Annotated in this window: 17 protein-coding genes; 7 read left to right on the forward strand and 10 right to left on the reverse strand. The window is 63.4% G+C overall.

The window, feature by feature from the left end; all coding sequences use genetic code 11:
* Window positions 1-127 precede the first annotated feature (127 nt).
* The 3 genes from ACSSVZ_RS17945 to gmd form a co-directional block, all read right to left on the reverse strand.
* Window positions 128-3,766 (reverse strand): glycosyltransferase, encoded by a 3,639-nt coding sequence (locus tag ACSSVZ_RS17945; protein ID WP_453972097.1) that lies wholly within the window; start codon window positions 3,764-3,766, stop codon window positions 128-130.
* Entirely contained in the window at window positions 3,766-4,050 is a 285-nt protein-coding gene (locus tag ACSSVZ_RS17950) for a hypothetical protein (protein ID WP_453972098.1), read from the reverse strand. The genes ACSSVZ_RS17945 and ACSSVZ_RS17950 overlap by 1 nt, the downstream gene beginning before the upstream one ends.
* 161 nt (window positions 4,051-4,211) lie before the next feature.
* Complete coding sequence (gene gmd, locus ACSSVZ_RS17955; protein ID WP_453972099.1) at window positions 4,212-5,246, reverse strand: GDP-mannose 4,6-dehydratase; 1,035 nt, start codon at window positions 5,244-5,246, stop codon at window positions 4,212-4,214.
* Between the two features lie 454 nt (window positions 5,247-5,700).
* Here gmd and ACSSVZ_RS17960 point away from each other — a divergent pair, with 454 nt between their 5' ends.
* Window positions 5,701-7,545, forward strand: coding sequence for an ABC transporter ATP-binding protein (locus ACSSVZ_RS17960; RefSeq protein WP_453972100.1), 1,845 nt, complete (start codon window positions 5,701-5,703; stop codon window positions 7,543-7,545).
* 40 nt (window positions 7,546-7,585) lie between these two features.
* Here the strand turns inward: ACSSVZ_RS17960 and ACSSVZ_RS17965 are convergent, their stop codons facing one another.
* Entirely contained in the window at window positions 7,586-8,863 is a 1,278-nt protein-coding gene (locus ACSSVZ_RS17965) for a glycosyltransferase (protein WP_453972101.1), read from the reverse strand.
* Window positions 8,860-10,260: a mannose-1-phosphate guanylyltransferase/mannose-6-phosphate isomerase gene (locus ACSSVZ_RS17970; RefSeq protein WP_453972102.1), complete on the reverse strand. Its 1,401-nt coding sequence runs from the start codon at window positions 10,258-10,260 to the stop codon at window positions 8,860-8,862. Before ACSSVZ_RS17970 ends, ACSSVZ_RS17965 begins: the two co-directional genes overlap by 4 nt.
* Before the next feature lie 468 nt (window positions 10,261-10,728).
* Here ACSSVZ_RS17970 and ACSSVZ_RS17975 point away from each other — a divergent pair, with 468 nt between their 5' ends.
* From ACSSVZ_RS17975 to ACSSVZ_RS18000, 6 genes are read left to right on the forward strand one after another with little or no spacing between them, the layout of a single operon-like run.
* Complete coding sequence (locus ACSSVZ_RS17975; RefSeq protein WP_453972103.1) at window positions 10,729-12,024, forward strand: FkbM family methyltransferase; 1,296 nt, start codon at window positions 10,729-10,731, stop codon at window positions 12,022-12,024.
* A gap of 4 nt (window positions 12,025-12,028) precedes the next feature.
* A complete protein-coding gene (locus tag ACSSVZ_RS17980) occupies window positions 12,029-12,682 on the forward strand; it encodes a NeuD/PglB/VioB family sugar acetyltransferase (protein ID WP_453972104.1) in 654 nt (217 codons plus the stop codon).
* Window positions 12,679-13,716 (forward strand): glycosyltransferase family 4 protein, encoded by a 1,038-nt coding sequence (locus tag ACSSVZ_RS17985; protein WP_453972105.1) that lies wholly within the window; start codon window positions 12,679-12,681, stop codon window positions 13,714-13,716. The genes ACSSVZ_RS17980 and ACSSVZ_RS17985 overlap by 4 nt, the downstream gene beginning before the upstream one ends.
* Before the next feature lie 11 nt (window positions 13,717-13,727).
* Entirely contained in the window at window positions 13,728-14,747 is a 1,020-nt protein-coding gene (locus ACSSVZ_RS17990; protein WP_453972106.1) for a glycosyltransferase family 4 protein, read from the forward strand.
* The gene (locus tag ACSSVZ_RS17995; RefSeq protein WP_453972107.1) at window positions 14,744-16,048 is read left to right on the forward strand and encodes a glycosyltransferase; all 1,305 of its coding nucleotides are present in this window, start codon (window positions 14,744-14,746) and stop codon (window positions 16,046-16,048) included. The genes ACSSVZ_RS17990 and ACSSVZ_RS17995 overlap by 4 nt, the downstream gene beginning before the upstream one ends.
* 12 nt (window positions 16,049-16,060) lie before the next feature.
* On the forward strand, window positions 16,061-17,185 hold the full coding sequence (locus ACSSVZ_RS18000; RefSeq protein WP_453972108.1) for a DegT/DnrJ/EryC1/StrS family aminotransferase: 1,125 nt from the start codon (window positions 16,061-16,063) through the stop codon (window positions 17,183-17,185).
* Between the two features lie 419 nt (window positions 17,186-17,604).
* On the opposite strand, the gene ACSSVZ_RS18005 is transcribed toward ACSSVZ_RS18000, so the two are convergent.
* From ACSSVZ_RS18005 to ACSSVZ_RS18025, 5 genes are all read right to left on the reverse strand, one after another.
* Complete coding sequence (locus ACSSVZ_RS18005; protein WP_453972109.1) at window positions 17,605-19,578, reverse strand: hypothetical protein; 1,974 nt, start codon at window positions 19,576-19,578, stop codon at window positions 17,605-17,607.
* 287 nt (window positions 19,579-19,865) lie between these two features.
* Window positions 19,866-21,473, reverse strand: coding sequence for a hypothetical protein (locus tag ACSSVZ_RS18010; protein ID WP_453972110.1), 1,608 nt, complete (start codon window positions 21,471-21,473; stop codon window positions 19,866-19,868).
* Between the two features lie 71 nt (window positions 21,474-21,544).
* The gene (locus tag ACSSVZ_RS18015) at window positions 21,545-23,740 is read right to left on the reverse strand and encodes a DUF6311 domain-containing protein (protein ID WP_453972111.1); all 2,196 of its coding nucleotides are present in this window, start codon (window positions 23,738-23,740) and stop codon (window positions 21,545-21,547) included.
* Window positions 23,730-25,976, reverse strand: a complete 2,247-nt coding sequence (locus ACSSVZ_RS18020; RefSeq protein ID WP_453972112.1) for a hypothetical protein — start codon at window positions 25,974-25,976, stop codon at window positions 23,730-23,732. Before ACSSVZ_RS18020 ends, ACSSVZ_RS18015 begins: the two co-directional genes overlap by 11 nt.
* 42 nt (window positions 25,977-26,018) lie before the next feature.
* Window positions 26,019-26,444, reverse strand: coding sequence for a GtrA family protein (locus ACSSVZ_RS18025; RefSeq protein ID WP_453972113.1), 426 nt, complete (start codon window positions 26,442-26,444; stop codon window positions 26,019-26,021).
* Between the last annotated feature and the right edge of the window lies 1 nt (window position 26,445).

Raw genomic sequence — 26,445 nt, forward strand, 5'->3', positions numbered from 1 at the left:
CGGGTCGGCACGTCCGAGAGCCTTATCCATCAGGCGGTGACACCTGATCGATCAGACATGGCGTCAGACTCAAACCCTTGCGCAGCTCCTCTTCGGTCAGATCGCGTCGATCTGACCGGGACATGCTCTAGGGCCTCGGCGCCCGCAGCTCGATCAGGTAGTCGTCGTCGACGATCGATCGGGCCAGCCGGGCGGCGGTCTCGCTCCAGGTGAGCCAGGGCATGCCGTCGGAGGTGGGGTGGCGGCCGTCGCGGTGGAGGGAGAGCCACGCGGTGACCGCCGCGGCCAGGTCCTTGCCGGCCTCGCCCTGGAAGAAGAACGCGTGCTCGCCGGCCACCTCCCGGAACACCGGGATGTCGCGCGCCAGGATCGGCACCTTGTACTGGGCCGCCTCGATCAGCGGCAGGCCGAAGCCCTCGCCGCGCGAGGCGGCGATCAGGCAGTCGCTGGCGCCGTAGATCTTCTCCAGATACTCGTCGCTGACGCCCTGCAGCCAGAACAGGCGCTTGCCCTGCTCGGGGTGCTTGCGCAGCCGGCGGACCAGATCCTCGACGAGCCAGCCTTCCTTGCCGACGATCGCCAGGTTGACGTCGACGCCGGACGCCCACAGGGCCTCGAACGCGTCGAGGGTCTGGGCGTGGGCCTTGCGCGGCTCCAGGGTGCCGACCGAGAGGAAGGTCGGGCGGCGCTCCAGGGTGTCCAGGACGGCGGCCGCCTCCGCCGGCAGTCCGGTCCACGAGCGCGCGCCGGTGAAGTCGGCGCCGTGGTGGAACCAGCCGATGTGGAAGGGATGCGCGTCGACCAGGCCGGCCCCGCGGATCCAGTCGGCCAGCTCGTTGGCCACCGCCCGCGACACGCAGAACGCGCCGTCGCTCTCGGCGACGACGGCGAGCCATTCCTCGTGGAGCTTGCGCATCTGCGGCGGGAAGATGCCGTCAAGCAGGATCGGCAGCAGGTCGTGAACCAGGAAGTAGACCTTTACGCCGTGATGCCGGGCGGTCTGGTAGAAGCCACGCTGGACCTGTGCCACATGGTGCTGCAGGTCGAGCATGAAAAAGATGTCGCCTGGCGCGAAATCGATGTCAGCATCTTCGATGTCGCCGACCTTGTGGCCGAGAAAATCGAGAGTGAAGCGGGTTGCGTAGCGATAGCCGTGCTCACTCGCGGCGTAGATCGGCTCGACCCGATAGCCGGCCGGTGGGTGCAGCAGCCACTCCCGCAAGATGTTGCGCACCACCCGCTGCACGCCGCTGCGCGCATCGCGCTGGGCGAGTTCGGACACATCGACCAGCAGCTGCCGCGGCGCGCGGGTGGCCGGAAACGAGCGCGCCAGCGCCTCGGCGGCGCGGAACCAGTCGTCGCGCTCCTGCGGCACCGCCTCGATCGTTGCAATGGCGCGCGTCGCGGCGGCGAGACCGGCAGAGCCGGTCGCGTAGACTTCCTCCAGCGCATCCGACATCGCCCGTGCGGCGGCAGCGGAGCCAGCACGGTCCGGCCCGGCGGTGGACGGGGTGGCGCCGCGCTGTGCCGTGCGGAATGCGGCGAGGGCGTCGGCCGGCGACGGCACGGCGTGCATCCCGACGACTGGCAGGCCGCTATCGGCGAGATCGAGGACGAGCCCGGACATGCCGGCCTCGACGTTCTCGCCGAAGGCAAGCGCGCCGTCGGCGGCTGCGGCAACCAGCGTCCGGCTCGGCCCATGGGCCGGATCGAGGATCGCGGCCGGATCGACCGAGATCCCGGCGGCGGCGATCCTGCGGGCCAGCCGGTCGCGATCCTCCGGCGCGCGCGCGTCGAGGAGGAGAAGGGCAGGCGGCTCGGGTTGCGCCTCTGCGATGGCGGACAGCGCATCGAGGAAGGCCCCGTCGGAGGGCGGGTCGCAGGCAATGGCGACCACGAAGGCATCATCGCCCAGCCCAAGCATCTCCCGGGCGGCGCCGCGGGAAAGCGAAAGGTGCTCGGCCGCCATGTGGCTGAACGGCACGACGGCCCAGCTCTCCGCGTCCGGAATGCCGGCGGCAGCGGCAGCGGTTCGGACCGCGTCGCTGCCGGCGAGCATGCCGATGGCGCGGCTGGCGACGTCGGCAAGGAGCAGCGTGCCCGACGGGGCGCGACCGGCACGCACGGCCGGGTCGAGCAAATCGAGATAGCCGTTGCAGGCGTGCAGCAAGGCGATCCGTTCGTTGGGGGCGGTCGTCCGGTCGAGACGGGAGGCCAGCGCCGTGTCGGCCACCAGCACCACACCCGGGATCTCACGGGCGAGGGCCGTAATCTCGGGGGCGCCTGCGCCGCCGAGGCAATAGAGGATCCGGTCGTAGCCGTCGGCGCCGGCGCGGAAGGCTGCCGTGTCAAGGCAATTGCGGGCACCGGGGGGAATGTCTCCAGGGCCGGCTGCGCCGGAGACGGAGACGATGTCGATCTCGTAGCGCCAGGCAAGTTCGGGAAGAAGCGCCAGCAAGCGATGGGCGGCGCCGGCGCGCAGGCCGGCGGAGGGTGCCACGAGAGCCAGGCGATGCGGGCGCGTCACCGGACGCGCAGTGGTGCGGGCGCCGACAAGCCGCTCCATGCCGTTGAGCGCCAGTTGCGCCGACGTGTCCCACGAGAACAGAAGGGCACGTTCCAGCGCAAAGCGGGAAAGCTCGGCCCGACGGCCGGCGTCGCCCAGGACCTCTGCAATGCGTTCGGCGATTTCAGCCGGGTTCTCCGGGTCGAACATGGCATCGGCACGGCCGAGCACTTCCGGAACCGCAGACCGGTTCGATCCGATGGTCGGCGCGCCGCAGGACATGGCCTCCAGCGCCGGAAGCCCGAACCCCTCGTGTCGGGACGGGAAGACGCAGAGGGCGGTCAGGTTGTAGAGCCGGATCAGGTCGGGGTCCGGCACGTAGCCGGTGAAGACGATCTCGTCCGCGGAGAGACCGGCCTTCTGGCGGAGCTTGTCGAGCCGCCGCTCGGTCGCCTTCTGAAGGCGGCTGGCGATGACCAGCTGGTGGCTCTTGCGAAGCGGCGCCGGCAGCCGGGCCCACGCCTCGATGAGGCCGTCGATGTTCTTGTGGATGTCGAAGCCGCCGGGCGCGCACAGGGCAAATGGGCGCGAGATCCGATAGGTCTCCCGCACGCGGTCCGCCTCGCCGTCCGCCATCTCGATCTTGCGAAACTTCGGGTCGGCCGCACCGGAGATGTTGACGATTCGCTCTTCGGGGTAGCCGAGATGCTCGACTGCTTCACGGGCGCTCGAGGCGGAGATCGACAGCAGGAAGTCGGCGCGGCACAGGTGATCGAGCTTGCGATTGTACCAGCCCGAGACGAGCCCGTTGGTCAGATAGGCGTCGCGAAAGACGAGCGGGATCAGATCATAGAGGATCACGGCGGTCGCGTAGTCAGGCGATGCCGGGGGGACGCAGGTTGCGGCATCGTCCGCGAAGCCCTCGAACAGGCTTGAGACCAGAACCACGTCCGGCTTGAGACCGGCGAGAAATGCTTCGCCGATCCGCTCGGCGGCCTGGCGGCGCCATCCGTTGGCGAGATCGCGGCCATGGACGCCGTCCAGGCCATGCCAGACCCGGATGGCCTCCTGCGGCAGGATATCCTCGAAGGCGGCCTTCAGCGGATCGATCGAAGCGGGAAACGCGGAATTCAGCGCGATGGTGACCCGGTGCTCGCCGCGGCTGCGAGCGATGGCACGGGCGATCGAGAGGGAATAGCGCCCGATGCCGCGAAAGCGGCTCTCGCACTGGGCACCCTGGAGGTCGATGACGATGTGCATCAGGGTGCAGCCCGGTCCGCGGCACGTTTCAGATCCGCCTCGATCTGGCGGATCCGCACCGACCGCTGGGGCTTTCGCAGGCCCTGCTGGGCGGCGATCGGAAACGGGGAATATTTGAGCATCCGCCGCTTCATCTTCTTGACGATGGGGCTGGGAAGGACGGGCTCGATCTTGAGCAGGAGCTTCGCGGACAGGTACTTCCGCTGCCGCTTGTCCAACTTGCGCACCCCGGCCAGGCGGGATGCGAAGCTACCGGTCGTGAAACTGGGCCTCTTGCTCAACATTTTGAACGGCTATCCAACTTCCATGGCGATTGACTGGCATTGCCGGTCTGCCAGAGCTGGCGACGACCGCGCGTCGCCAGGCCAAACGAGAACGTGCGCTCGAGCGCGGCTAGGCGCTGCTGCAGAAATCCAGGACGCCACATTTTGCCGTTTCGAGATCGCTAGAAAAACAGGCGTCCCGACTTCACACGATCGAAGTCGGCCCTCACCATCAGTTCGGTCAGACCGGCAATGTCGGTGGCGGGAACCCAGCCGAGGGCGGCCTTCGCCTTGGACGGGTCGCCGATGAGGATCTCGACCTCGGCCGGACGGTAGAACTTCGGATCGACCCGGACGAGGGTCCTGCCGGTCTTGCGGTCGATGCCGACTTCGGTTTCGGCCTCGCCTTCCCACACCAGGTCGAAGCCGAGGGCCCTGCCGGCGCCTTCGACGAAGGAGCGGACCGTGTAGGTGTTGCCGGTCGCCAGCACGTAATCGTCGGCGGTCTCCTGCTGCAGCATCCGCCACATGCCCTCGACGTATTCGGCGGCGTAGCCCCAGTCGCGCTTCGCCTCCATGTTGCCGAGATAGAGCGTGTCCTGCTGCCCCTGGGCAATGCGGGCGAGGGCGAGGGTGATCTTGCGGGTCACGAACTCAACGCCGCGCAGCGGGCTCTCGTGGTTGAAGAGGATGCCCGACGAAGCATGCAGGCCGAACGATTCGCGATAGTTCACGGTGATCCAGTGGCCGTAGAGCTTCGCCACGCCGTAGGGGCTGCGCGGATAGAAGGGCGTCGTCTCGCTCTGCGGGATTTCCCGGACGTGCCCGAACATCTCCGAGGTCGAGGCCTGGTAGAAGCGGCAGTCGGGCACGATGTCGCGGATGCCTTCGAGGATGCGGCAGACGCTGACGGCATCCACGTCGGCCGTATAGAGGGGCAGTTCCCAAGAGGAGCCCACAAAACTCTGGGCGGCGAGGTTGTAGAACTCGTCCGGCTTCACCTTGCCGAGCAGCCGCAGGATGTTCTGGAATTCACTCAGGTCGAAGGTGACCAGTTCGACGTCCTTGTCGATCCCGAGCTCTGCCAGACGGTGGATGATGCCGGTCGACGTGCGCCGGATGCCGCCGACGACGCGGTAGCCCTTTTCGAGAAGAAGCTTGGACAAATAGGCGCCGTCCTGCCCGGAAACGCCCGTAATAAATGCCGTCTTTGTCACCGGAGAACCTTCTTCTGGATATGCGTCGACATGCGCGAAAGCCAACAGGCCGTTTCCGACCGGGCGGACGTGTGGGATACTGACCGGCGGATCCGGTGGACGCTTTCACAAGCCATAGCGGCTTTGTTGTCAAGGTCGACCGGTCGCCGCGCCGCCGATTTCGAGGGCTGGCAGGGGGCCGCGCTTGACGCTTGTTGCGGGACGTTCTAGTCGATCTCGGCTGTCGGGGCGAGACGGCAGGCCAATTTGGCCGCCGGAGCGCTCGCGGCAACGGAAGCGACCGCGCGAAGCGGGAGCAAGATTGCGATCCCCTCCCCAGTCCGATCGCAATTAAACTGGGCTCGCGACCGAGGTCCCGACGCAGTAGGGCCGCGATTGAGCCGCAGAAACATCTCCCAGAGGTGGGGCGTGCGTCGAATGCCGTTTTGGCTCCGCGGATACGAAGGTTTCTCGCATGTTTTCCACTGACCATCGAGCCCGGTTGCCGAACTGGCTCGGCCGAATGCTGAAGATCCCGACGACCGGTGACGCAAGCCTGATCGCCGGGATATTCCAGCACTATTTCAAGGTTTTCTGGAAGAAGTACGTCATCATCTTCATCCTGATCGGGCTGGTGTCCGGCACGACCGCGGGCATCGCCTGGATGGTGAAGGATGTGGTGGAGACCGTCTTCGTCAAGCAGAGCACGCCGCTGATCCTGCCGCTGTTTTTCGCGATCGTGACCGTCTTCGTGGTGAGGGGGGCATCGCTCTACGGGCAGAGCGTCCTGTCGAACCAGATCTCTAACTCGCTCGTCGCCGACATCCAGAAGCGGATGTTCGAACACGTGATGAAGCAGCGGATCTCCTTCTTCTCGCGCTACAGCTCCGACGACCTGATCATGCGGTTCAATCAGGGCGCGGGGGGCTTCAACTCGATCCTCAACCAGGTTCTGGTGAACGGCCTTCGGGACGTCGCGACGCTGGTCGCGCTGCTCGGGGTCATGCTCGTTCAGGACGCCTATCTGACCATCTGCTCCTTCCTCGTGGCGCCGATCATCTTCTTTGGCGTCAGTCGTCTGCTGAAGCAGATTCGCGGCCTCGTGGGCGCCGAACTTGCCGGCTATCAGTTCCTCAACCGCCAGGTCCGCGAAACCGTGCAGGGGATCACGGTCATCAAGGCATTCCGGCTCGAGAAGCCGCTCCTGCAGGAGAGCGACAAGATCATCGAGGGCCTGCGCGAGCAGAAGAACCGGATCGCCGCCCTTAACGCGGCGCCGCTGCCCTTGCTGGACACGGTGGGCGGCATCGCCGTGGGTCTGGCCATTCTCTATGCAGGCTGGCGCCTGACGATGGGGGACTATTCCCCTGGCACGTTCATGTCGTTCCTGACGGCGCTACTGCTTGCCGCCGATCCGGCGCGCAGGCTCAGCCAGATGCGCGTCCAGATCCGTACCGCGCTGATGGCGGTGGAGATGGTTTACGCGTTGCTCAACGACCACGATTTCGAGGATACGGGTCCGGTTCTTCTCGCTGCGGAGTCAGGCAAGACCCTGCCCCCGGAGGGCGCTGCCGCGGTGCCCGCCATCTCCTTCGAGAACGTGGACTTCCGTTATGGCGACGGGGGGCTGGTTCTCGACAAGCTCAATCTCGACATCCATCAGGGCGAGATGATCGCGCTGGTCGGGCCGTCGGGGGCGGGCAAGTCGACCCTGTTCAAGCTTCTGATGAAATTCTATCTGCCGCGGGCCGGCACGCTCCATGTGTTCGGGCATGACGTCGGGCAGCTCGACACGTCGAGCCTGCGCGACGCGATCGCCTTCGTCGGCCAGTCGAACTTCATCTTTTCCGGCTCGCTCAAGGACAACCTGACCCTCAAGAACCCGAACGTCCCGCAGTCACGCGTCGAGGAGGCTTGCGAGGTCGTCGGGCTTCATTCGTTCATTCAGAGCCTGCCTCAGGGGTACGACACCGACGCCGGCGAGCTTGGCACGCTGATCTCCGGCGGCCAGGCCCAGCGGCTGAACATGGCGCGCGCGATCATCCGCGATGCGCCGATCCTGCTCCTCGACGAGGTGACGTCGGCGCTCGACGCCGACAACGAGCAGCTCATCAAGAACTACGTGCGCTCGCAGGCGAAGAAGAAGACGATCATCGTCATCGCCCATCGCCTGTCGACGGTGAAGGAGGCCGACCGGATCGCCCTGATCGACGGAGGCCACGTCACCGATCTCGGAACGCACGAGGAGCTCGCGGCGCGCAACGACTACTACAAGCGCATCGTCACGCTGCAGTTCGAGATGGGCGACGCTGCGGAATAGGTGGGCCGTCGCGCGCTGCGGACGGCAGCACCGGATCGGTTCAGCCGGCCGCCTGATCTGCGTAGTCGCCGGCGACCTGCCGCCAGCTGCGCAGATGGGGGCGGGCGGCGGCGATGGCGTGGCGGCGGGCCGCGCGCCAGTCCGGCACCGTCGCGGCTTCAAGCAGAAGCGCCGCCAAGGCGTCCGCATCGGACGGATCGAAATAGACGGCGAGATCGCCGCCGACCTCGGGGATCGACGTGGCGTTCGATGCGATGACCGGCGTGCCGAGCCACAGCGCCTCGCCGACCGGCAAGCCGAACCCCTCGTAGACGCTTGGAAACACCAGCGCCTCGGCGGAGCGGTAGAGCGCCTGCAGCGTCGCGTGATCCGGTTCGTCGACCAGGCGCACGCGGGCGGCAATGTCGCGGTAGCCGCCGAGACGGTCGAGCAGCGCGCCGGGATCCGTGCCGACCCGGCCGGCGAAGACGAGGGCGGGCAGCCGGTCTGCCAGCGCGCCATCGCGTGCCGCCAGCCGCCGATAGGCCTCGCAAAGCAGCCTGCCGTTCTTGCGGCCCATGGGACTGCCGACCGAGAGGAAATACGGGGCATCCGGCAGCGGACCCGGCGCCGAACCGGGCGGCGGCGCGCGGAACTCGTGGGCGAGCAGGATCGCCGCTTCGGGCGCCACCGACGGGGCAAGGGCGCCGCGCGCGATCGCCGCCAGCGCATCGGTGCGGGTGTGGTCGGAGATGGCGATGAAGCGCGCGCCAGCGCCGCCGAGCGCCCGGTAGCCCTCCTGGTAGGCCCGACCGAAGCCGGCCGCCACGCCGGCGGCGTCTCCGACAAGGGGAATGGTGTCGTAGAGGACGGCCACCACCGATACGCTCGGGTGCAGCGCCTTGGCGCGCAGGCCGACGCGGCGGGCGATCTCGAAGTTCGCCGCCGTCAGCAGCACGCCGCCGTCGAGGTTGATGGCGTCGCCGACGGCGGTGCCAGGCCGGCCGGGGCGCACCCTGCGGACGGCGCCCGCGAGCGCCTGTTCCGTCTCGTAGAGGGCGCGCTTGAGCCCGCGGTACTTGCCGAGGCTGCGCACCTTCGGCAGCAGCCCGAGGCGCTCCTTGACGGTCTCGGTGGCGTAGAGGTGCTCCAGCTCGAACGCCCAGGGGGCGACCTCGCGGAAGCGACCGGTGAGGGGGTTCAGCACCACCGCGGTGGCGCGGCCCGCCGTGACGAGCTCGTAGGCGAACTCCAGGCAGGTCCGCTGGACACCGGTGAGTTCCTCGGCCTTGCGGCCGAGGGCGGAGACCTCAGTGACGTCGACGAACAGTCGCGTCATTGCCGCCCGAAGTCGTCCTGGATGCGGACGATGTCGTCCTCTTCGAGATAGGCGCCGGTCTGCACCTCGATGATCTCGACGCCGATCTTGCCCGGGTTGGCGAGGCGGTGCACCTCGCCCATCGGGATGAAGATGCTCTCGTTCTCGCGCAGGATCTTCGTCTCCTCGCCGACGGTGATCTCGGCGGTGCCGCGCACGACGACCCAGTGTTCGGCGCGGTGGAAGTGCTTCTGCAGCGACAGCTTGGCGCCGGGCTTCACGGCGATGCGCTTCACCCGGAAGCGGTCGCCGATGTCCATGGTCTGGTACCAGCCCCAGGGGCGGTAGACCCGGGCGTGCTCGGCGGCCTCCGAGCGGCCCTGGGCGGCCAGCATGCCGACGAGCTCCTTGACCTTCTGGGCCTGGCGCATGTCCGCCACCAGCACGGCGTCCGGCGTCTCGACGATGGCGAGGTTCTCCACGCCGACGGCGCAGATCAGCCGCCCGCCGGAGCGGATGATGGAGTTCTTGGAATCGAGGACGACCACGTCGCCCTCGGTGGTGACGCCGTCGGTGCCCTGGTCGGTGGCCTCCCAGAACGCCTTCCAGTCGCCGACGTCGGACCAGCTGAACGCCACCGGCACCACGAAGGAGGCCTCGGTGCGCTCCATGACCGCGTAGTCGAAGGAGATGGCCCGGGCCTTCTCGAAGGAGGGGCCGAGCAGCATGAAGCCGAGATCGTCCTCGGCCTCGTCGACGGCGGCGAGCACGGCGGCATGGGTTGCCGGCTCGAGGCGCTTGACCTCGTCGAGCAGGACGGCGGCGCGGAAGCAGAACATGCCGGCGTTCCACAGGCAGCCTTCGGCGATCAGCGTCGCGGCGGCGTCGGCGGAGGGCTTCTCCAGGAAGCGGGCGATCTGGAAGGAACCGTCCGGGCCTTCCGCGCCGGGGGCGATGTAGCCGTAGCCGGAGGCCGGGTAGGTGGGCTTCACGCCGAGGGTGACGATGCCGCCGTCGCGGGCGACGTTCGCCGCGATCTCGGCGGAGACCGCGAAGGCCTCCACGTCGGTGATCAGGTGGTCCGACGGCATGATCAGCAGGATCGCGTCGGGGTTGTCGCGGTGGGCGACGGCTGCGGCGGCGGCGATCGCGGCGAGCGTGTCGCGGCGGGCCGGCTCAAGCACGATCCTGCCGTCGACGCCCAGCTCCTGCAGCTGTTCGCGGATCAGGAAGCGGCCGTCGGCGGAGGCGAGCACCACCGGCCTCTCGTAGAGCGGCGAGCCGGCGACGCGGCGGACAGTGTGCTGGAACAGCGATTCCTCGCCGAACAGCGGCGCCAGCTGCTTCGGCAGGTCCGCCCGCGAAAGCGGCCACAGCCGCGTACCCGATCCGCCGGACAGAATGACCGGAACCACCATTTGCAAATTCTCCCGCCTTGCGCGATTTGGTCCCTCTACTCTTTCCATTCGCCGCACGTGTCAACGGTATAGCTCGTCGGCCCGCATCCGCCCTGGTTGATTGAGCCAGCCGTTATACTGATGGGCCGAAGGCAGAACACATGGTCGACCCGGGCGACGCAGGCCAGCAGGTATGGTCGTGATTTCCGACCATGGTCGGGGAGGGGCTTTGCATCCAAAAAAATCTAGACTACACCCCATCCTCCGATGTTCGTCATCGGAAGGTAATGCGCTGCCTGCTCGACATCGTTGACGTTGCCACAGGCTGGGGCATATCGAGAATCCGACGAGAATCGAGCCGGTTTCGCGAGTTCTGCCGGCCGATCTTGCGCGTTTGACTGAAACGCACCGATGCTGGAAGTGTGAGAAGGCCAAGCCTAGCAAGGGCGACCTCAGGCCCATCCATGCCGATCATACGTTGGAGACTTCATGGCCAGCCAGAGCTCGAAGCGTCGGCGCAGTCTGCTGAGCTGGATGCGTAACCCGCTTCGTTCTCCGTTCCGGCGACGTGTCGCCAAGGCCGTCGACAATTCCAACACGGCACGTCTCATCGAGAGCATCAACCATCGACTCGCGTTCATGGCCCCGGGGGACGACCCCGACGCGCTCATGAAGGTCGGAAGCCGGGAGGACGCTCGTGCGCTGTTCGTCCATGAGCTGAACACGATACTGCCGCGGATCGAGATCTTTCGGGCATTCCGCGATGCGGGGGCAGAAGGACGAGCGAACCCTCTCGACGAGATCGTCCGCCGCATTGAAAAACTCCAGCTGACGGTGGACGCTATCCGTCTGGATCAGCTGAAGGAAAACGACGTCAGGCGCGAAGTTCAAGCGTCGTTGACCGGCATGCTTGCCGAGACCGCAGGTCCCTTCGGCTCGATCGACGCGCGGCTCGATCATCTTCAGGCGCGCATCGACGGGGTCGCACGACGGGTTGCCGTCCCGCTCGACGATTCCATCCTGGTCCGCACAGAAGCCGGATATATCCTCGTGCCGATGGAAGATCCTGCCCTCGTAGCGATGCTCGTCGAGGCGTCGGAATACAGCGAAGCGGGAATGATAGCCGTGGCGCGCAGCCTCGTGGCCGACGGCGACACGGTGATCGACGTCGGAGCCAACATCGGCCTGGTCACGCTGCCGCTGGCAAGACAAGTCGGCGAGTCAGGCCGCGTGATCGCGGTGGAGCCGTCGTCACGGTCCGCGACGCTGCTCGAGCGGAGTGTCGCGCTCAACGGTCTTGCCGGACGTGTCGCAATCGAGCAATGCGCAGCCGGCAGCGATGAGGGCCAGGCGACACTGCACATCCCTACCATCTGTGGACAGGCCTCGCTGCTCGATATTCCGGAAGATGCCAGGGCCGAGATGGTTCGCGTGCGCAGGGTGGATGCCCTCGTGCCTGTCGGTTCCCCCGTGAAGCTGGTCAAGATCGATGTCGAGGGGTTCGAGCTTGAAGCATGGAGAGGAATGGCCCGGATCGTCGAGGAGAACGACGATCTCGCCGTCATCGTGGAATTCGGACCGTCTCACCTGAAGCGGTCCGAAACCGCGATCGAAGAGTGGCTGCGTGAGTTCACTCTTCCGGGATTCACGGCTTACGAGATCAATGAGTTCGATGGGTCCATTCGCAAGCTTCGTCCCGTCTGCGAACTGGCGCGTGTCTTCACTCTGAACCTCCTCCTTCTGCGTCGACCCGTCGGGGACTACCCGCAGCTGAACATGGAGTGACGAGGTGGCGACTGCGAAAGGCGTGCCGCAGATCGTTGTTCTCGGGGCCGGCCCCCACGCGAAAGTCGTCCTGGAGGCTGCGATCGCCGCAGATCTCGGCGAATTCGTCGGATTGCTCGATCCCTCGGCTGACGCCAGACCCATCCTTGGCATACCGGTCCTTGGTAGCGACGAACTGCTTCCGGAACTGCGCGCGAGGGGGATAGACACTGTCATCCTGGCTGTCGGCCACAATGCTGCTCGCGAGCGCCTCGGGCGGGAGGCCAGGCGACACGGGTATCGATTGCCCCCGGTTGTCCACCCCTCGGCGTTTCTTGCGCCAAGCGCGCAGATCGCGGAGGGGGCGGTCGTCATGGCGCGTGCTGTTGTCGGAACCGATGTGAGCGTCGGAGATTTCACTATCGTCAACACGGGCGCCATCATCGACCATGATGGTGTGCTGCAGTCCGCGGCTCACGTCGCGCCGGGATGCGCGATCGCCGGTAGCGTTCAGATTGGCGCAAGGACCTTGATCGGGGTGGGTAGCAGCATCAGGCCTGGAACGAGGATCGGCATGGACGTCGTGGTGGGTGCCGGGTCAGCCGTGGTTTGCGATATCGAGGACGGGTCCATTGTCGGCGGAGCACCAGCACGGCTGTTGCGAGCTATAACAAAATGAAAATTGGCCTCGTCTCGTCGATGGTCCCGCTTGTGCAGGGCGGCTATCGGTTCATCGTGGAATGGCTCAAGGACGAACTCGTCGCTCGTGGCCACCAAGTCGATATCGTCTATATTCCGAACACCGACGATCCCCACAATCTGATCTCGCAGTTTGCGGCGTTCCGGATGATCGAACTCGACACGCATTTCGATCTCGTCGTCACGTTTCGGCCCCCTGCGCACATGGTGCGTCACCGTCGCAAGGTGGTCTGGTTCATCCATCACATCCGGCCCTTCTACGACCTCTGGGACACCCCCTACCGGGCCGTGGACGACACCATCCCCGGGCGGGCGATCCGGGATGCCGTCATTGAAGCCGATACCGTGGCCCTGAAGGAGGCGCATGCCGTCTTCACCAACTCTGAAACGGTCTCTGCACGGCTGAGGCGGTTCAACGACCTGGGCTCGGAAGTTCTGTACCCACCTCTGCGCGATCCCCAGAAATTTCGCGCGGGCGGGTACGGCGATGAAATCGTGTCGATCTGCCGGTGCGTTCCACACAAAAGGCAGCATTTGCTGGTCGAGGCGCTCGGCCATACCAAGACACCCGTCAAGCTTCGGCTGTGCGGGGAGGCTTTGGATGGGGAGTATTTTCAGACGATCCGCGAGATTGCCGAGCGCCACGAAGTGGGTGACCGGCTTTCCATCGAGGCGAACTGGATCTCGGAGGAGCGGAAGGTCGAGCTCCTGGAAAGCGCCCTGGCGTCCGCCTACCTCCCGCTCGACGAAGACAGCTATGGTTATCCGACGCTCGAGGCTGCACACGCGCGGAAAGCCACAATCACCTGCACCGATTCCGGAGGCGTTCTGGAGTTCGTGCGGGATGAGCGGGAAGGCTTGATCACGGCTCCGGATCCTCGGGAAATCGCGGGCGCACTCGATAGACTCTATCTCGACCGGACCACAGCAGAGCGTTTTGGCGGAGGAGCAAACTTGCGCGTGGCAGAACTTGCGATCAACTGGGACCACGTCATCGACCGGTTGTTGGCATGAATGTTCTCGTCTTGACCACCAAGGTGCCCTTCGTGTCAGGCGGGGCCGAAGAGTTGCGTGACCATCTGGTCCGGAATCTTCGGTTGGCGGGCGTCAATGCGGAAGCTGTCAGTCTGCCGTTCACCTGGGAGCCGGCCGAACGGCTGATCGACGAAATGCTTGTGGCGCGAAGTCTCCGCCTGGCAAACGTCGACCGGGTTATCGCGCTCAAGTTCCCGGCCTATCTGGCGATGCATTCGAACAAGGTTGTCTGGCTGCTGCACCAGTATCGGCAGGCTTACGACCTCCTGGATGCCGGCCAGAGCAACATTCCCGATTCTGAACGCGGTCGGCAGATCGTAAAGGCGATCCGCTCGGCCGACACCGTTGGACTTGGCGAAGCGCGTGCATTGTTCACCAACTCACCGACGACACAGAATCGCCTGAGGCACTACAACTCGATCGAAGGAAACGTGCTGCGGCCTCCGTTGAACGACCCGGACATTTTCTCGGCGGCGGAGCCCGAGGGTTACATCGTCGCCACGGGTCGCATCAACGACGCGAAGCGGCAACATCTGCTCGTGTCGGCACTTCGGCATGCTCCGAAGGTCCGCCTTGTGGTAGCTGGCCCGCCCGATTCGGCCGATGATGCCGCGAAGCTGAGATCGCTTGCCGACGAGCTGGGTGTCGGGGACCGATTGGTGCTCGACCTGCAGTATTTGTCACGCGCCGCTCTGGCGAGCTGGGTAAACCGGTCGATCGCGGTGGCCTACCTTCCGTTCGATGAGGATTCCGTCGGATACTGCACCATGGAGGCCTTCCAGGCGGGAAAGCCGGTGCTCACGACCACCGATTCCGGAGGCGTGCTGGACATCGTCCATGACGCGGTGTCGGGCTATGTGTGCGCCCCGACGGCCGAGGCGCTGGGGGCGGGTCTGTCGCGGCTCGCCAGCGACGGTGCCAAGGCCAAGGAGATGGGGGCAAACGCGCGGGCCATACTCGATCGCGAAAAGCTGACCTGGCCGGCCACCATTGAAGCATTGCTGTCATGAGCGCCCTCCGTATCGCCTGGATCTCTCCCTGGAACACGAAGTCGGCGATCGCGCAGGTAACGAAGGACGTCGCCGACGTCCTCATCGAGGGCGGGCATTCCGTTACCATCCTGCGATCTGAAGTGCTGGAGGCACGCGGTCTCGGCCTGTTGACCTCCGATATCCCCACGGTCAGCCTCCAGGACATCTCCGACGGCGAGATCCGCGATCAGTTCGACCACGTGCTGGTGAATGTCGGGAACAACTACCCCTTCCACGGCGCGATCATCGATCGGCTCTACGAGCTCCGGCCGATCGGGATCTTCCATGATGTCTTGCTGCTCGGTCTGGCCGCAGGCTGGGCACACCGTCCCGGCGGCAGAGGCGACGCTGAGCTGCGGGCGCTCGTCCGCCGGGCGTATGAGAGCGACCTGCTTGGTGACGACGAGTCGCTTTCGGACTGGGCGGCGATGGAGCGCGCCGCGGCCATGCGGCCAATGACGGAGTGGATCGCGCGTCAGTGTTCCGGCGCGGTGTTCCACGCCGAGCACTACCGCAAGCGCGTGGAGCAGGCCTGCGCCGGTCCCGTCGTGAAGATTCCGCTTGGGGCCGCCTATCCGGACATTCCGCCGGTTCCCCAGTGGTGGGGCCGGCTGACGATCGCCTGCATCGGGCACGCGAACCCCAACAAGCGGATCGACCAGTTGCTCCTGGCGGTCGCCGCGTCCCCGGTCCTGCGAAATGTCTGCCGGATCCGGGTCATTGGTCCGACAGAAGAGGGCGAGCGGCGCCGGATGGAAAAGCTGGCGGCCACGCTAGGCGTCGACCGCCCGGAGTACACCGGATGGGTGAGCGACGAGGAGTTGCGCTGGCAGCTGCGCGACGTGGACGTCATCTCCTGCCTGCGGTCGCCGGTGTTCGAAGGGGCTTCGGCGTCCCTGATCCTCGGGATGGCGTCAGGCCGGCCGACGGCGGTTTCGAGCCATGGCTGCTACGTGGATCCGCCGGATGAAATGCTGATGCACTGCAGGCCCGGCAACGAGGCCCTCGACCTCATGCTTCACCTGGAGCACTTTCTCGACGATCCGGAATGGGGTCTGAAGCTGGGCAGGCGGGCCCAGGACTACGCCAGGACGCACATGAGCCCGGCTGCCTACGCGGACGCACTTTTGGCCTTCCTTAGGTCAAGCCTGCAAGCTAGGACACGCTCGGAATCGTTGGTCGCGGTGCGCGCGTTGGCGGAGGGGCTCAAGCTTCCCTGGGACGAGCCGGGCCTGCGCCGAATGGAAAGTGTGGTCGCGGAATTGACCAGCGGCACGTGAAAGTCGGGTGACATGGCTTCTGAAACGAAAATCGCCGAGCGCGGGGCACCGACGATGATCCCGGTGTACCAGCCGGACCTGTCTGGAAACGAGAAGCGGTACGTGTCCGAATGCATGGATACGACGTGGATCTCCTCGCTGGGCGCCTTCATCGAGCGGTTCGAAGCGGACCTGGCGGAGCTCACGGGGGCCGAAGAGGCCGTCTCCGTGTGCAACGGGACGGTCGCCCTGCATCTGGCGCTACACTGTCTCGGTGCCGGGCCGGGCGACGAGGTCCTCGTTCCGACCTTCACCTACATCGCCTCGGTCAACACGATCGCCCAGACGGGGGCCACGCCGGTATTCGTCGAAAGCCGGAGGGACGACTGGCTGATCGACCTGGACGATCTCCGGCGCAAGATCACGCCGCGCACCAAGGGCATCATGCCCGTGCATCTGTACGGTGCGGCGTGCGACATGAATGCGATCGTCGAGATAGCCCGCGAGCACGACCTTTTCGTCGTCGAGGACTGCGCCGAGGCGCTGGGCACGACGATCGACGGGCAGCATGTGGGGACGTTCGGCGACGTCGGCACGTTCAGCTTCTTCGGCAACAAGACGATCACCACGGGAGAGGGCGGCGCGGTCATTGCGCGGGATCCGAAGGTGGCCGCGCTGCTGCGCCAGACCAAGGGCCAGGGGCAGTCGCTCACCAAGCGCTATTGGCACGATATCATCGGCTTCAACTACCGGATGACCAACATCGCAGCCGCCATCGGCGTCGCGCAGATGGAACGGTTCGACGAGATCTTCCGCCGCAAGCGCGAGCTCGCATCCCTCTACCGGGAGAAGCTCGGCAACCATGATCTGGTCTTCCAGACCCGGCAGGTTGGCGTGATCGCGTCGGACTGGATGGTGAGCCTGCTTCTTCCCGAGGGGACCGATCGGGATGTCGTCATGCGCGAGATGAAGGAGCGGGGCATCGATACGCGGCCTGTCTTCTTCTGCGCCCACGAGATGCCGATGTACCGGATGGACGGCGATTTCCCGGTTGCTGCCGATATTGCACGGCGTGGATTGTCTCTACCTAGCTATCCGAAGCTCACGGATGATCAGGTCGAGATGGTCTGCAGTCAGCTGATTGACATTGTCTTCTGATGTAGCCGACCGGGGGGAGATCTCTCGGTCGCGCTGGAGCCCCTCGATTGCGAAGGTGAGCCTGTTTCGTCCACGAGTTGAGAGGGTAGGTCGTCGGTCAAAAGAGCTTGGGTTCACCACCCGTGCTCGCCGTCTGGTTCCCATCGAGCGCCAGCGCTTTCAGCCGCAGCGACCATAAACGTACGCTTGGGGCATCCGCGGCGCGAAATCGGGCCCCGCCAAACGTCCGTCAGGTCGGACGGATGACGCCTGGTCGTCCTGGCGCCCACGCCATGGCTCGGCTCGACCGCATCCAGAGGAAGATCGCCGTATCTGGGCACGAATCTCAAGGCGTTCGCCTTCGCAGCGACGTGTGGCCCGAATTGTAGATACCGCCGATTTCATCTGTGCATTACTCCTGTTGCCGTGGTCCCTGGCTGCTAATTGGAGGAATCTTTCCTGACTAAGTATCTATAATGTAGATTTTCCGAGTAAAAACGAGTATTATATTTTTCTTCAATATTATCGAGTTTAATTAGCGTTTCTCCAAAGTCTTCTTCATCTCCGAATTGAACGAAGATCTTCTTGGGGCGATGCTCGATGATGTTCTCTCTCTCGTTCTTCAGGTCGCTGCGGAGAAGTCGTTCTGGATAGCTTAAGCCTGGAAGGGCGGGTATGGTGCCTGTTGCTCCGTACAGGGTGCCCGAGTTCAGGCCAAATATCACAATGCGTTCGCCGGGACTCGTAAACCGCCGGATCATCTCAACATCACCCATGATGGTGTCTGGGCTGTCTCGCCGGTGCATCTCTCCAAAGATAAATTTGGGTTGGACAACATTCTGAACGGCAAATGAAAATGGAACTGCCGCTGCGATGCACACGGATGCTGCTACCAGCGCCCGCGTGGGCCGCGACGCTGTATCCAGCGCGCGGCTTGCCAGGAAAAACGCCAATATACATCCGGGCCATGCCACAAGCCGCAAGACGAAAAAATGAGATCTCCCGAAAAAATAGAGCATCAGGCCAAGGCCCATGAAGGCGAGTATGGCAGCTGCTTCCAAGGGGCGGTCGCGTTTTGCGCCATACAAGGCTGCCGAGGCTGAAACGAGCAAGACGAGCAGGAATATTACCAGCAAGAGAACCCAATAGCCCGTGGGGCTCGACAGTGGAATCATTGCGAAACCGCTGAGCGCGAAGAGCTGCTGATAGCGAAAGAAGTTTGCAATCGTTGGCTCGGCGCCAGATTTCAACCAAAGACAGGCGACGGCGAGGAGAAGACCTACGCCTACAGCGGTCACGAACATGAGCGTGAGCGGCAACCGCGTCTTCAGGCGATCCATAGGGTGCCTCCAGCGGCCGTCACTGAAGCCCCCAAGAAAAATCATCGCCGCCATCCCGAGCGTGACCGCCGCACCGGAGTCGAGGTTCCAGAATATTGCCAAAGCACAGAACAGCCCCAGGCCGCAGGCGGAGCGATGGGAGAGGGGCTCGGCATCCACCCGTACGAAGAGCCAGAAGGCGATAGCGGGGAAAAGAACCCTGATCGGATAGTACGCGTAGTACGGGTCCGGCGAGCCGAAGAACAGGATCATCGAGGCGAGAAACAGAAGCCATACAGCTGTCGCGGCAAGGACTGCCGGATGCGGAATAATCCGACGCGCCGCGTCTATGATGAACGCGATGGCGACAAGAAAAATCGCGCCAAAGAGGGAGGTGATGGCAAAGGTGCTGGTTCCGAATATCCAAAGGGCTGGTGCAATTAGTTCTCCGTAGCAGCCATACTGAGGCTGAACATCGACGAGACAGGTTCGTCCACTGGATATTTGAATTAATGAATATATGACCGCCTCATGATGCGAAAAGAAATGTGCGGCGTATGTGATTTCGTCCACGTGCCAAATACGAAAAAATATTGTGTAGGTTCCGAATATGAGAAGCGACAATACCCCTATAGAAAATGATAGTATTGTATTTTTTCTTGATATTATAAATATAATCAATAGTAATAATGTTAAAATATAGCTGTATAATGTGGTAAATACTTCTGTTAATATTGAAAGTATATTTCGATTTATAATCGTAAATAGAACGAATGCCAGAAACAGCGATGCCCAGATGGCCACAGGATACCGGCGTTTTTCGCATCGGGGGGCTGCAAGCGCAGCGAGCAGTGCGAAAATCACCACGCCGATGGATGTGGCGAGATATATAAAATGATCTTTCGGCTCAGGGTGGAGGTAATCTTGATAGAAATCCAGGAACAGATCTGCTGTATCGGCGTCAGGGGCGGTGGGATTTGCCGGAGCCAGATGCCAAACGGCGATGATATAAAGACAGAAAAATAGAGAGGTCGCTAGCGGGAGCAAGAAGCTCCGTAGTGAGCTAAATGTATGCATGCCAAATTCTGTTTTCATTCGACCTATCGCCATGCGGGCATATGCGCCTGGAGGCGGCTCTTGAGTATTGCTCCAGACATGTGCCGTTCTTATTGCTGTCAGCCTGCCAAGTCGCGGAAGGTGCTTCTTGGGAGTAAACTCGGAACTGGATACGCCAAGTGAGAGAATGTCGGCCGGCTTGAGTCGGCCGACCGCGGAGTGTGGCACGTTGCGTCCTTTGCGTGCTGCGTATCACGTCGCAAAAAGGGCATAGTAGGCGCCCGAAACGTGTTGGCCATCTTCCTTGCGCCGGGGTACGTCGCACGTCAGCTTGCCGACTCCGTATTTCTATAGATTTCGAACTTCCCTAGGGGCTGATCACTTGCCTCGATGAGTTCGTACCACTCGCCGAAGCGTGGCCCAAACGGATTGAGCGGCGTGATGTACTTGTCGGACTGCACTACAACCAAACTCGGCCGGTGTGTCGGGGCGGCATAGAAGGCGCGGTTGATGGCCAGCCCCTTGGGATTCATGGTGTCATCGAGTGGGAAGACCGCGAGCATCTGGGGGCGGGCTGGCGTGGCCAGGATGAGGCCGTAGAGGCGTCCGACGAACGCGATTCTTCCGTCAGCCCCGATCCGTGGGGCGACTTCGTTCTCCATCCACCGGATCGCTTCCACCTGATCGGATTGCCCACGCAGCCCCGCGAATGCGCCGGTGTGAACCCGGACATCCGGCAGGCCGGTGCCGGGCGGGGTGCCATAATAGAACGTGAGGGATGTGGCCAGGACCGCGGCCACGGCACCTGCGCCACATAGCGTTGCCGGCCAGGAGAGCCGGCCGTCCGGACGGGTGAGGGTGTAGGTCGACATGATCGCAGCCGCCAACGCCCCGATGGTGAAATTGTAGATGCCGTTGAACGCGGAGACCATCGTGATCACTCCCGCAAAGAGGCTTGTCGCATAGATCAAGCCGGTCGCGCGCGCGCCGGGCTGCGATGTGCGGCAAAGCTCGAACGTCAAACCGAGGCCGGCGAGTGCGAGGACTGTAACGATGTCATGCGAGCGGCAGAAAAGAGCGGGTTCCCCCGCGAAGAGAACGGCGAGGAGGGCCGCAATCGTGAGGCTTGCGAGGGTTGCTCCCAGTCTTTCACGGAGAAGCCCCACCAGCGCGGCGAGGCCGCATACGATGACGAAAATCGGGTGGGCGCCAAGGACGGTGAGCGCGAAGTCGAGCTTGCGGCCCAGTCCCCCGACGTCGTTGATCGCTGCAAGGTAGGCGAAGCTGTCCACGACCTTTTCCGGCGAGAGCGCATAGGCGACGAGCGTCCAGCCAACGATCTGGGCGGCTCCGGTCAGGCAGACGTAAGTCAACAAGTCCCGCTTGGGACAGCCCGTCAGCCAAAGCAGCAGGAGACAGGCGCCCAGGGGGAGGAGAAGCGACGGGTAGGCCGTGGTGGCAATGCCCCATCCGACGGCCGAGGCGAAGGCCCACCAGCCCCAAAGCCGCTCCCTGACCAGGGCGAGACCGAGAGCCGCCAGGGCAATTCCCAGCCCCTGGGAGCCCAGCGTGTTGTAGGACACAGAGGGAAGGCCGAACGGAATGAAGGAAAGGAAAAAGGCCGCCCCCAGCCACGCGTGCAGCGGTTTGACGATCTGGAGCAGAAAGCGGAGCCAAACCAGCGCGGTGACGATCGCGCCGACGAGGAAAAGGATGCGCAACTGGATGACGAGGCCATCCGTGGAGCCCACGAGAGCCGTGTAGAGTCGAAGCGGCAGATAGGCAGCCAGAAGCGCCGTTTGATGGATGGTCGTCAGCGTGCTGGTGGCAAACCCACCCTTCAACCAGTCGTCGACGAAAAGCGCGTAATAAGATTCGTCGCTGAGATCGATTCCCAGCGGCAGTCGCCAGGCAAGAGCGACGATGACTGCCAAGAACACGACGGCGCCGACGGCCGATCCGCCGGGCCTTAACGGGAAGCCGCGGGGACTTCCCGGCATCGTGCTCACTGCTCTGACGTGCCCGGTTCGATCGTGATGGTCTTGACCGCCATTCCAAGCAGGCGGGGATCAGTGCCCGCTCCGATGTCGCGTGGCGCCCGCACGACATCCTGGCGGAGCGAGATCTCGATCGACTGCCCCGTCAGGTTCTCGGGAACGTCCAAGTCTCGTTGTGTCCATCCTCCGGTGTCGAACGTCCAGGATGCGAGCTCTTGTCCATCGATCGAGACGTCGACCCTCCGCTGCGGGAGCGCCGCCGCAAGGAAGGGATAGACTTCGAACTGCAACTTGATCCCCCCGGGACGCCGGGGCAGCGTCAGGCGCAGGGTGGCGCTTTCGCCGTCGGTCCACGTGAATGGGCCATCTGAGGTTCGCCACCAGCCATTCGCCACGTATGCCTCCCAGTTGCCGTCCTCCGCGAAGCTGATGACATCGCCGGGAGCCGCATCGCCGAGGGCAAAGCCGCTGAGCCGCTGCAACTGGGGCAAGGGCAACTGCGAGTTGGCGGTCCAGTCCGATGCACACATCACGCCCCGCGCGGGAGCGATCTCAAATTCTCGACAATGGGCCCGGAGGTCCGCGTCACTGGTGGCGAATGCCGTACGGAACGCGACGGGATTGAGGAAAATATCAATCTCTCCGTCGCGAAGGACCTCGGACGGCATCCGCCGTTCTTCGGCCAAACAATCCTTCATCTTCCGAACCGTGATGGCCGAGTTGCTGCTCTGGTGCGCGCGCGCACTCGTAATCTGCAGCTGCCAGTGCGCTTTCCGCTTGTTCGAGCCATCCCCGCCGGGGTCACACCAGAAGGATGGATACAGGCGCATCGTCTCGTAGGAGTCCATCAGTTCCTGAAGCCCTGCGTACTCGAACGGTACCTCTGCAGGCGTATGGGCCTGAGTCTCGACAAACCGCCAGGTGTGGCTGGCTTCGGCGACGTAGGCGCCCATCGCGAGGACGGTGAGCGCAACTCCGATCCTGCCGAAGTTGTGAATCGAAAGGGCAAATGCGAGTGCGACGATCAGGTAGCCGATCGGCCAGAAGAGCCGGCCGCCGGAGCGCGCCAACCCCACGATCGGAAGGGCCCAGTCGGGCAGGGTGTACTGGAACAGGACCTCGTTGCCGAAGGCCCATCTGTTGGAAAGCGAGTAGGCGATCAGCACGAGGAGAATTGCCACCAGCGGCCAGGACCGTCCGATGCCCCGGATGACCTGCGCGGGTCTCGCGACGACCACGATGGCCAACAGCGCAAGCGCCCCCAAGCCGAGATAGAAGTCGCCCTCCCACCAGATCCGGATCAGCTCATTGTCCGGGAACAGGACGCTCTGCGGCGGGATGACGAGACCGCCGAGGTTGAGGCCCAGGGCGGAGTAGGACGACATATCGGTCGGCTCAGCCACAGAGGCGGCCCAGAAATAGCCGGAACTCCAGGCGATGAGCCCGAGCACGGCCGTGAACGCCAAGCCCGCCCCGATCACCGAAACGAAGCGCATCCGCCCGTTCCACCAGAGCGTCACCAGAGCGGCACCGAACAGAAGCGCAATCGAGACAGCCAGATAGGCGAATATCAAAAGCGCCATGACGGCCAGCGCCGCCATCCAGCCAAGGATCAGCTTCCAGTTCGCATCCCGCTTGGTCGCGGCGATGACGAACGCCATCGCATAGATCACGAAGAACTGGCCGAACAGGGAAACGTGTCCAAAGCGCGTCAGGAAGGCATACGCAAGGACGCCGACCAGCGACAGCGCCGCCAGGACGAGCGGGCGCCTTGGGGTGATCTGGCGCATGAGGAAGAAAAAGGAATGCGCCTGCAGAACGAAGCAGAGAAAATACCAGAATCCGATCAAGTTCGGCGCTGAACCGGTGATCTGGCCGATCACCCGCGCGATCAGGGCGAGAAGGGGCGTGCCGCCGAAGAACACCGCGTTGGCGCCTTCCGGCATGTTGACGTTCGGAAGCGAGAGAAACGGAAAGCGCCACGCGTCATTGGCAATGAGAACGTAGCTCGACTGTTCGGCTGCGAAGTCACCGATCGGAACCGTCAGAAACGGGGCATGGGCCGTCAGCGTCTGCAGGCCGAGCAGCATAAAGAAGACGGCGGCGCCCACCGCCAGCGACAACGCATGGGCCATCAGGACAGGTGTTCGACCGGCGGTCGCCCCGACGGGATGGTCCGTGCGGTAGTGAAGATCAGTTGTCATGTTCAATCGTGACACCCGGTGACTTTCCGTTGAGCGCCGTCGCGCGCACTTCGATCTGGTTGACCAGCAGTCCAATGTGTCTCGGGTCGTTGCTCATCCCGAGTTCCGCAGGGGATCGTGCATCACTTTGAACCAGCGTGATTTCCCGCATGCCTCCGGTCACATGTTCCGGGACCAGAACCTTAAAGTCTTGCCAGTCGGAATGATCGAAAACCTGCTCTCCGACGAGTTCCCCATCGATCAGGATGCTGACCGTACGAACCGGGAGACCTGGAGCGAGAAAGGGATAGGCCCGGAAATGGATGCTTCTAGCGACGCCGGCTCTCGAAGGGGGAACGGCGATATCGAGTTTGGAGGACGGACCACTCGTCCAGTTGCCGTCAGCATCCGGCGAAAACCAGCCCGTCGTTGCGAAGTCCGGCCAGTTTCCGCGGCTCCCGAAGCGGACAAAAATCGAGGACGAATCGAGGCACAGATCAGCGTTCGGGGGGGGCGAAAGAACGAATAGCACCCTCCGCAGATCGTCGAATACCCTGCATCCGGGTGTCAGGCCCGCCTCCACTGCACGTTGAAGCGCGTCAAGCTGCGACGCATTGTACGCCGTCTTCTCGATGAGGATGGCGTCGAAACCCATGCCACGTGCTGCCGTCGAAAGCTCGCCGTCGTCTACGTGCTCCACCACGGCTGCGACCTGTCTGAAGGCCTCTTGTGACACCGCGGACCCGTAGCTCCAGCGCGTTCCGGAAGCGGACCTATCCAGAATGTAGGCGGACTGATGCGAGTAGGGCGTGAAGCTTCCGATCGCGTCGACTTCGGGCCAGCTCACGATCGGAAGCTGAAGCACCGCCCGAACGCCGGCCCTGTCCTTGGCAGCGAGCATTTCCTCAAGACTTTCAATATCCCGAGGCAGGTCGCCCGCCAGGATCACCTGCTGCTTCCAGGCGAGTGCGCCCCGATACGGCCAGGCCGACAGCACGAGGCCAAGGACGATGAAGGCCGGAACCAGGATCCTGACAAGCCGCGTGCGGGCGCACAGAGCGGTCTCGGCCCATACCAAGGCAATGGTGATTCCAAAAAAAGCGAGGAACTCGATAATCCGTTCGGTCCCGCGGATGGTCGGAATTATCAGCATGTTGAAGTAGAGGGCGATTCCGCCGCGTACCGCATAGAAGAAACCGAAGATGATCAGCAGCGACGCCACGAGCACCAGGGCGTGGCGTCCCGGATTGCGCTCGCCCGGCGGACGAAGCGCCAGCGACCCGGCGATCAGCGGCGACGCAAAGATGATCGCGCTGATCATGATGCCGGGCCATTCAAATTTCCCGACGCTCCCAAGCATATGCGGCATCAGCGCCCTGTACTGGTCGACTGCTCCTGCGAACGGGTGAAAGGGAACAAGGAGGCCAATCGCATCGGCTGGATCCAAGCCGATGCCCAACTGCTCGAAAGCGCCGCGCGGAACCTGCTGGATTTCTCCTGACAGGACCGCCGGAAGGGCCGTTCCATATCCGCTGACAACGAGGATGGGCAGGACCAGGGCGGCAATCGCCAGCGACGCAAATACCGGACCAATCCTTCGCTGGCTGACGCTCGCCAGGAAGCCGGCCACCGCGCAGAACATGCAGGTGAAAAACGCGTAGTAGAGCCCGCCCGTGGCCACGGCGACGATCGCCAAGAATGTGAACGGTCTGCGAAACAGCGTCCACGGGCTGGCATCGGACGCGACCGTTCCAATCTGCAGCGCCAGCGCCGCTCCAAGTGGCACGCTGAAATACAGCGACAGGAAGTCGTGTCCAAGAATCCGCGACGCATAGAAGGGCGAAACGACGAAGACCACGCCACCGATCATCGCCAGCAGGGGACGAATATCGATGGATCGAAACACAATATATGCGCAAAGATAGATGGCGCTTGTGCCGATCAAGTAAAGTGCGTGGTAGGAGATAAATGGATCGGACGTGAAGAACGACGTGATCCAGAGCAAAATCTTATAGGCGAAATCGAAGGTCGGAAAATATGCGTTGTCCTGGGCACCTGGATAACCGAGGAAATGATTGAAGCGAAACCCTTCGCCGTCAATATAGGATTTGGCGAAGGTGACGACCTGGATGTTGTCGCCACGCAAATTCAGTGGCTGACTGAAGTCGACGTAAGCGTATCCGACGGTTGCAAGTGTCCCTGCAAGTCCGAATAGGAGGATAATGACCTCAAGAGAACGACGAAATTGCCAAGCCATCTGCATCCGGTCGCGAACTTATGGGGAGTGGGCATCCAGACGTTATGCCGGATTTCGAAATACAAACCGAGCATTGATCAGATACGAGACGATTACGACAACCGGAAGGCTGATGGCTTGTCCGATCAGCGCTGAAACCCCTGCTGCAAGCAACAGATTCAGGACGATGAGGTTCAAGCCGAGGGCAATGCCATACGCCATTACGAACGGAAGAAGTGCTCGCCAGCTCTTGTTGCCGAACACGATACGTCCAGTGGTGAAGAAGTTAAAAACTATACCTATGATAGTGGCTACAACAACCGAAAAATTGTGATGGTGCGTGAGAACATAGAGAAGAGCGAATACCGAATAGCCGAATATCGTGTTGACGACACCGACCAGGAGAAAGCGCACCAGGCGCTGGTGCCGGATGGTGAGAGAGCGAACGGTCTGATGGCACCACACGGCAACGCCTTGCACATGCTTCATG

The organism is Amorphus sp. MBR-141, assembly GCF_053628695.1.

What these genes read in the sequence shown, in the direction of transcription:
- ACSSVZ_RS18005 (WP_453972109.1), bottom strand. Translation starts at nt 19,578, where the DNA reads ATGAAAACAGAATTTGGCATGCATACATTTAGCTCACTACGGAGCTTC.
- ACSSVZ_RS17960 (WP_453972100.1), top strand. Translation starts at nt 5,701, where the DNA reads ATGTTTTCCACTGACCATCGAGCCCGGTTGCCGAACTGGCTCGGCCGA.
- ACSSVZ_RS17970 (WP_453972102.1), bottom strand. Translation starts at nt 10,260, where the DNA reads ATGGTGGTTCCGGTCATTCTGTCCGGCGGATCGGGTACGCGGCTGTGG.
- ACSSVZ_RS18000 (WP_453972108.1), top strand. Translation starts at nt 16,061, where the DNA reads ATGGCTTCTGAAACGAAAATCGCCGAGCGCGGGGCACCGACGATGATC.
- ACSSVZ_RS18020 (WP_453972112.1), bottom strand. Translation starts at nt 25,976, where the DNA reads ATGGCTTGGCAATTTCGTCGTTCTCTTGAGGTCATTATCCTCCTATTC.
- ACSSVZ_RS18015 (WP_453972111.1), bottom strand. Translation starts at nt 23,740, where the DNA reads ATGACAACTGATCTTCACTACCGCACGGACCATCCCGTCGGGGCGACC.
- ACSSVZ_RS17985 (WP_453972105.1), top strand. Translation starts at nt 12,679, where the DNA reads ATGAAAATTGGCCTCGTCTCGTCGATGGTCCCGCTTGTGCAGGGCGGC.
- ACSSVZ_RS17945 (WP_453972097.1), bottom strand. Translation starts at nt 3,766, where the DNA reads ATGCACATCGTCATCGACCTCCAGGGTGCCCAGTGCGAGAGCCGCTTT.
- ACSSVZ_RS18025 (WP_453972113.1), bottom strand. Translation starts at nt 26,444, where the DNA reads ATGAAGCATGTGCAAGGCGTTGCCGTGTGGTGCCATCAGACCGTTCGC.
- ACSSVZ_RS17995 (WP_453972107.1), top strand. Translation starts at nt 14,744, where the DNA reads ATGAGCGCCCTCCGTATCGCCTGGATCTCTCCCTGGAACACGAAGTCG.
- ACSSVZ_RS17975 (WP_453972103.1), top strand. Translation starts at nt 10,729, where the DNA reads ATGGCCAGCCAGAGCTCGAAGCGTCGGCGCAGTCTGCTGAGCTGGATG.
- ACSSVZ_RS17950 (WP_453972098.1), bottom strand. Translation starts at nt 4,050, where the DNA reads ATGTTGAGCAAGAGGCCCAGTTTCACGACCGGTAGCTTCGCATCCCGC.
- ACSSVZ_RS17965 (WP_453972101.1), bottom strand. Translation starts at nt 8,863, where the DNA reads ATGACGCGACTGTTCGTCGACGTCACTGAGGTCTCCGCCCTCGGCCGC.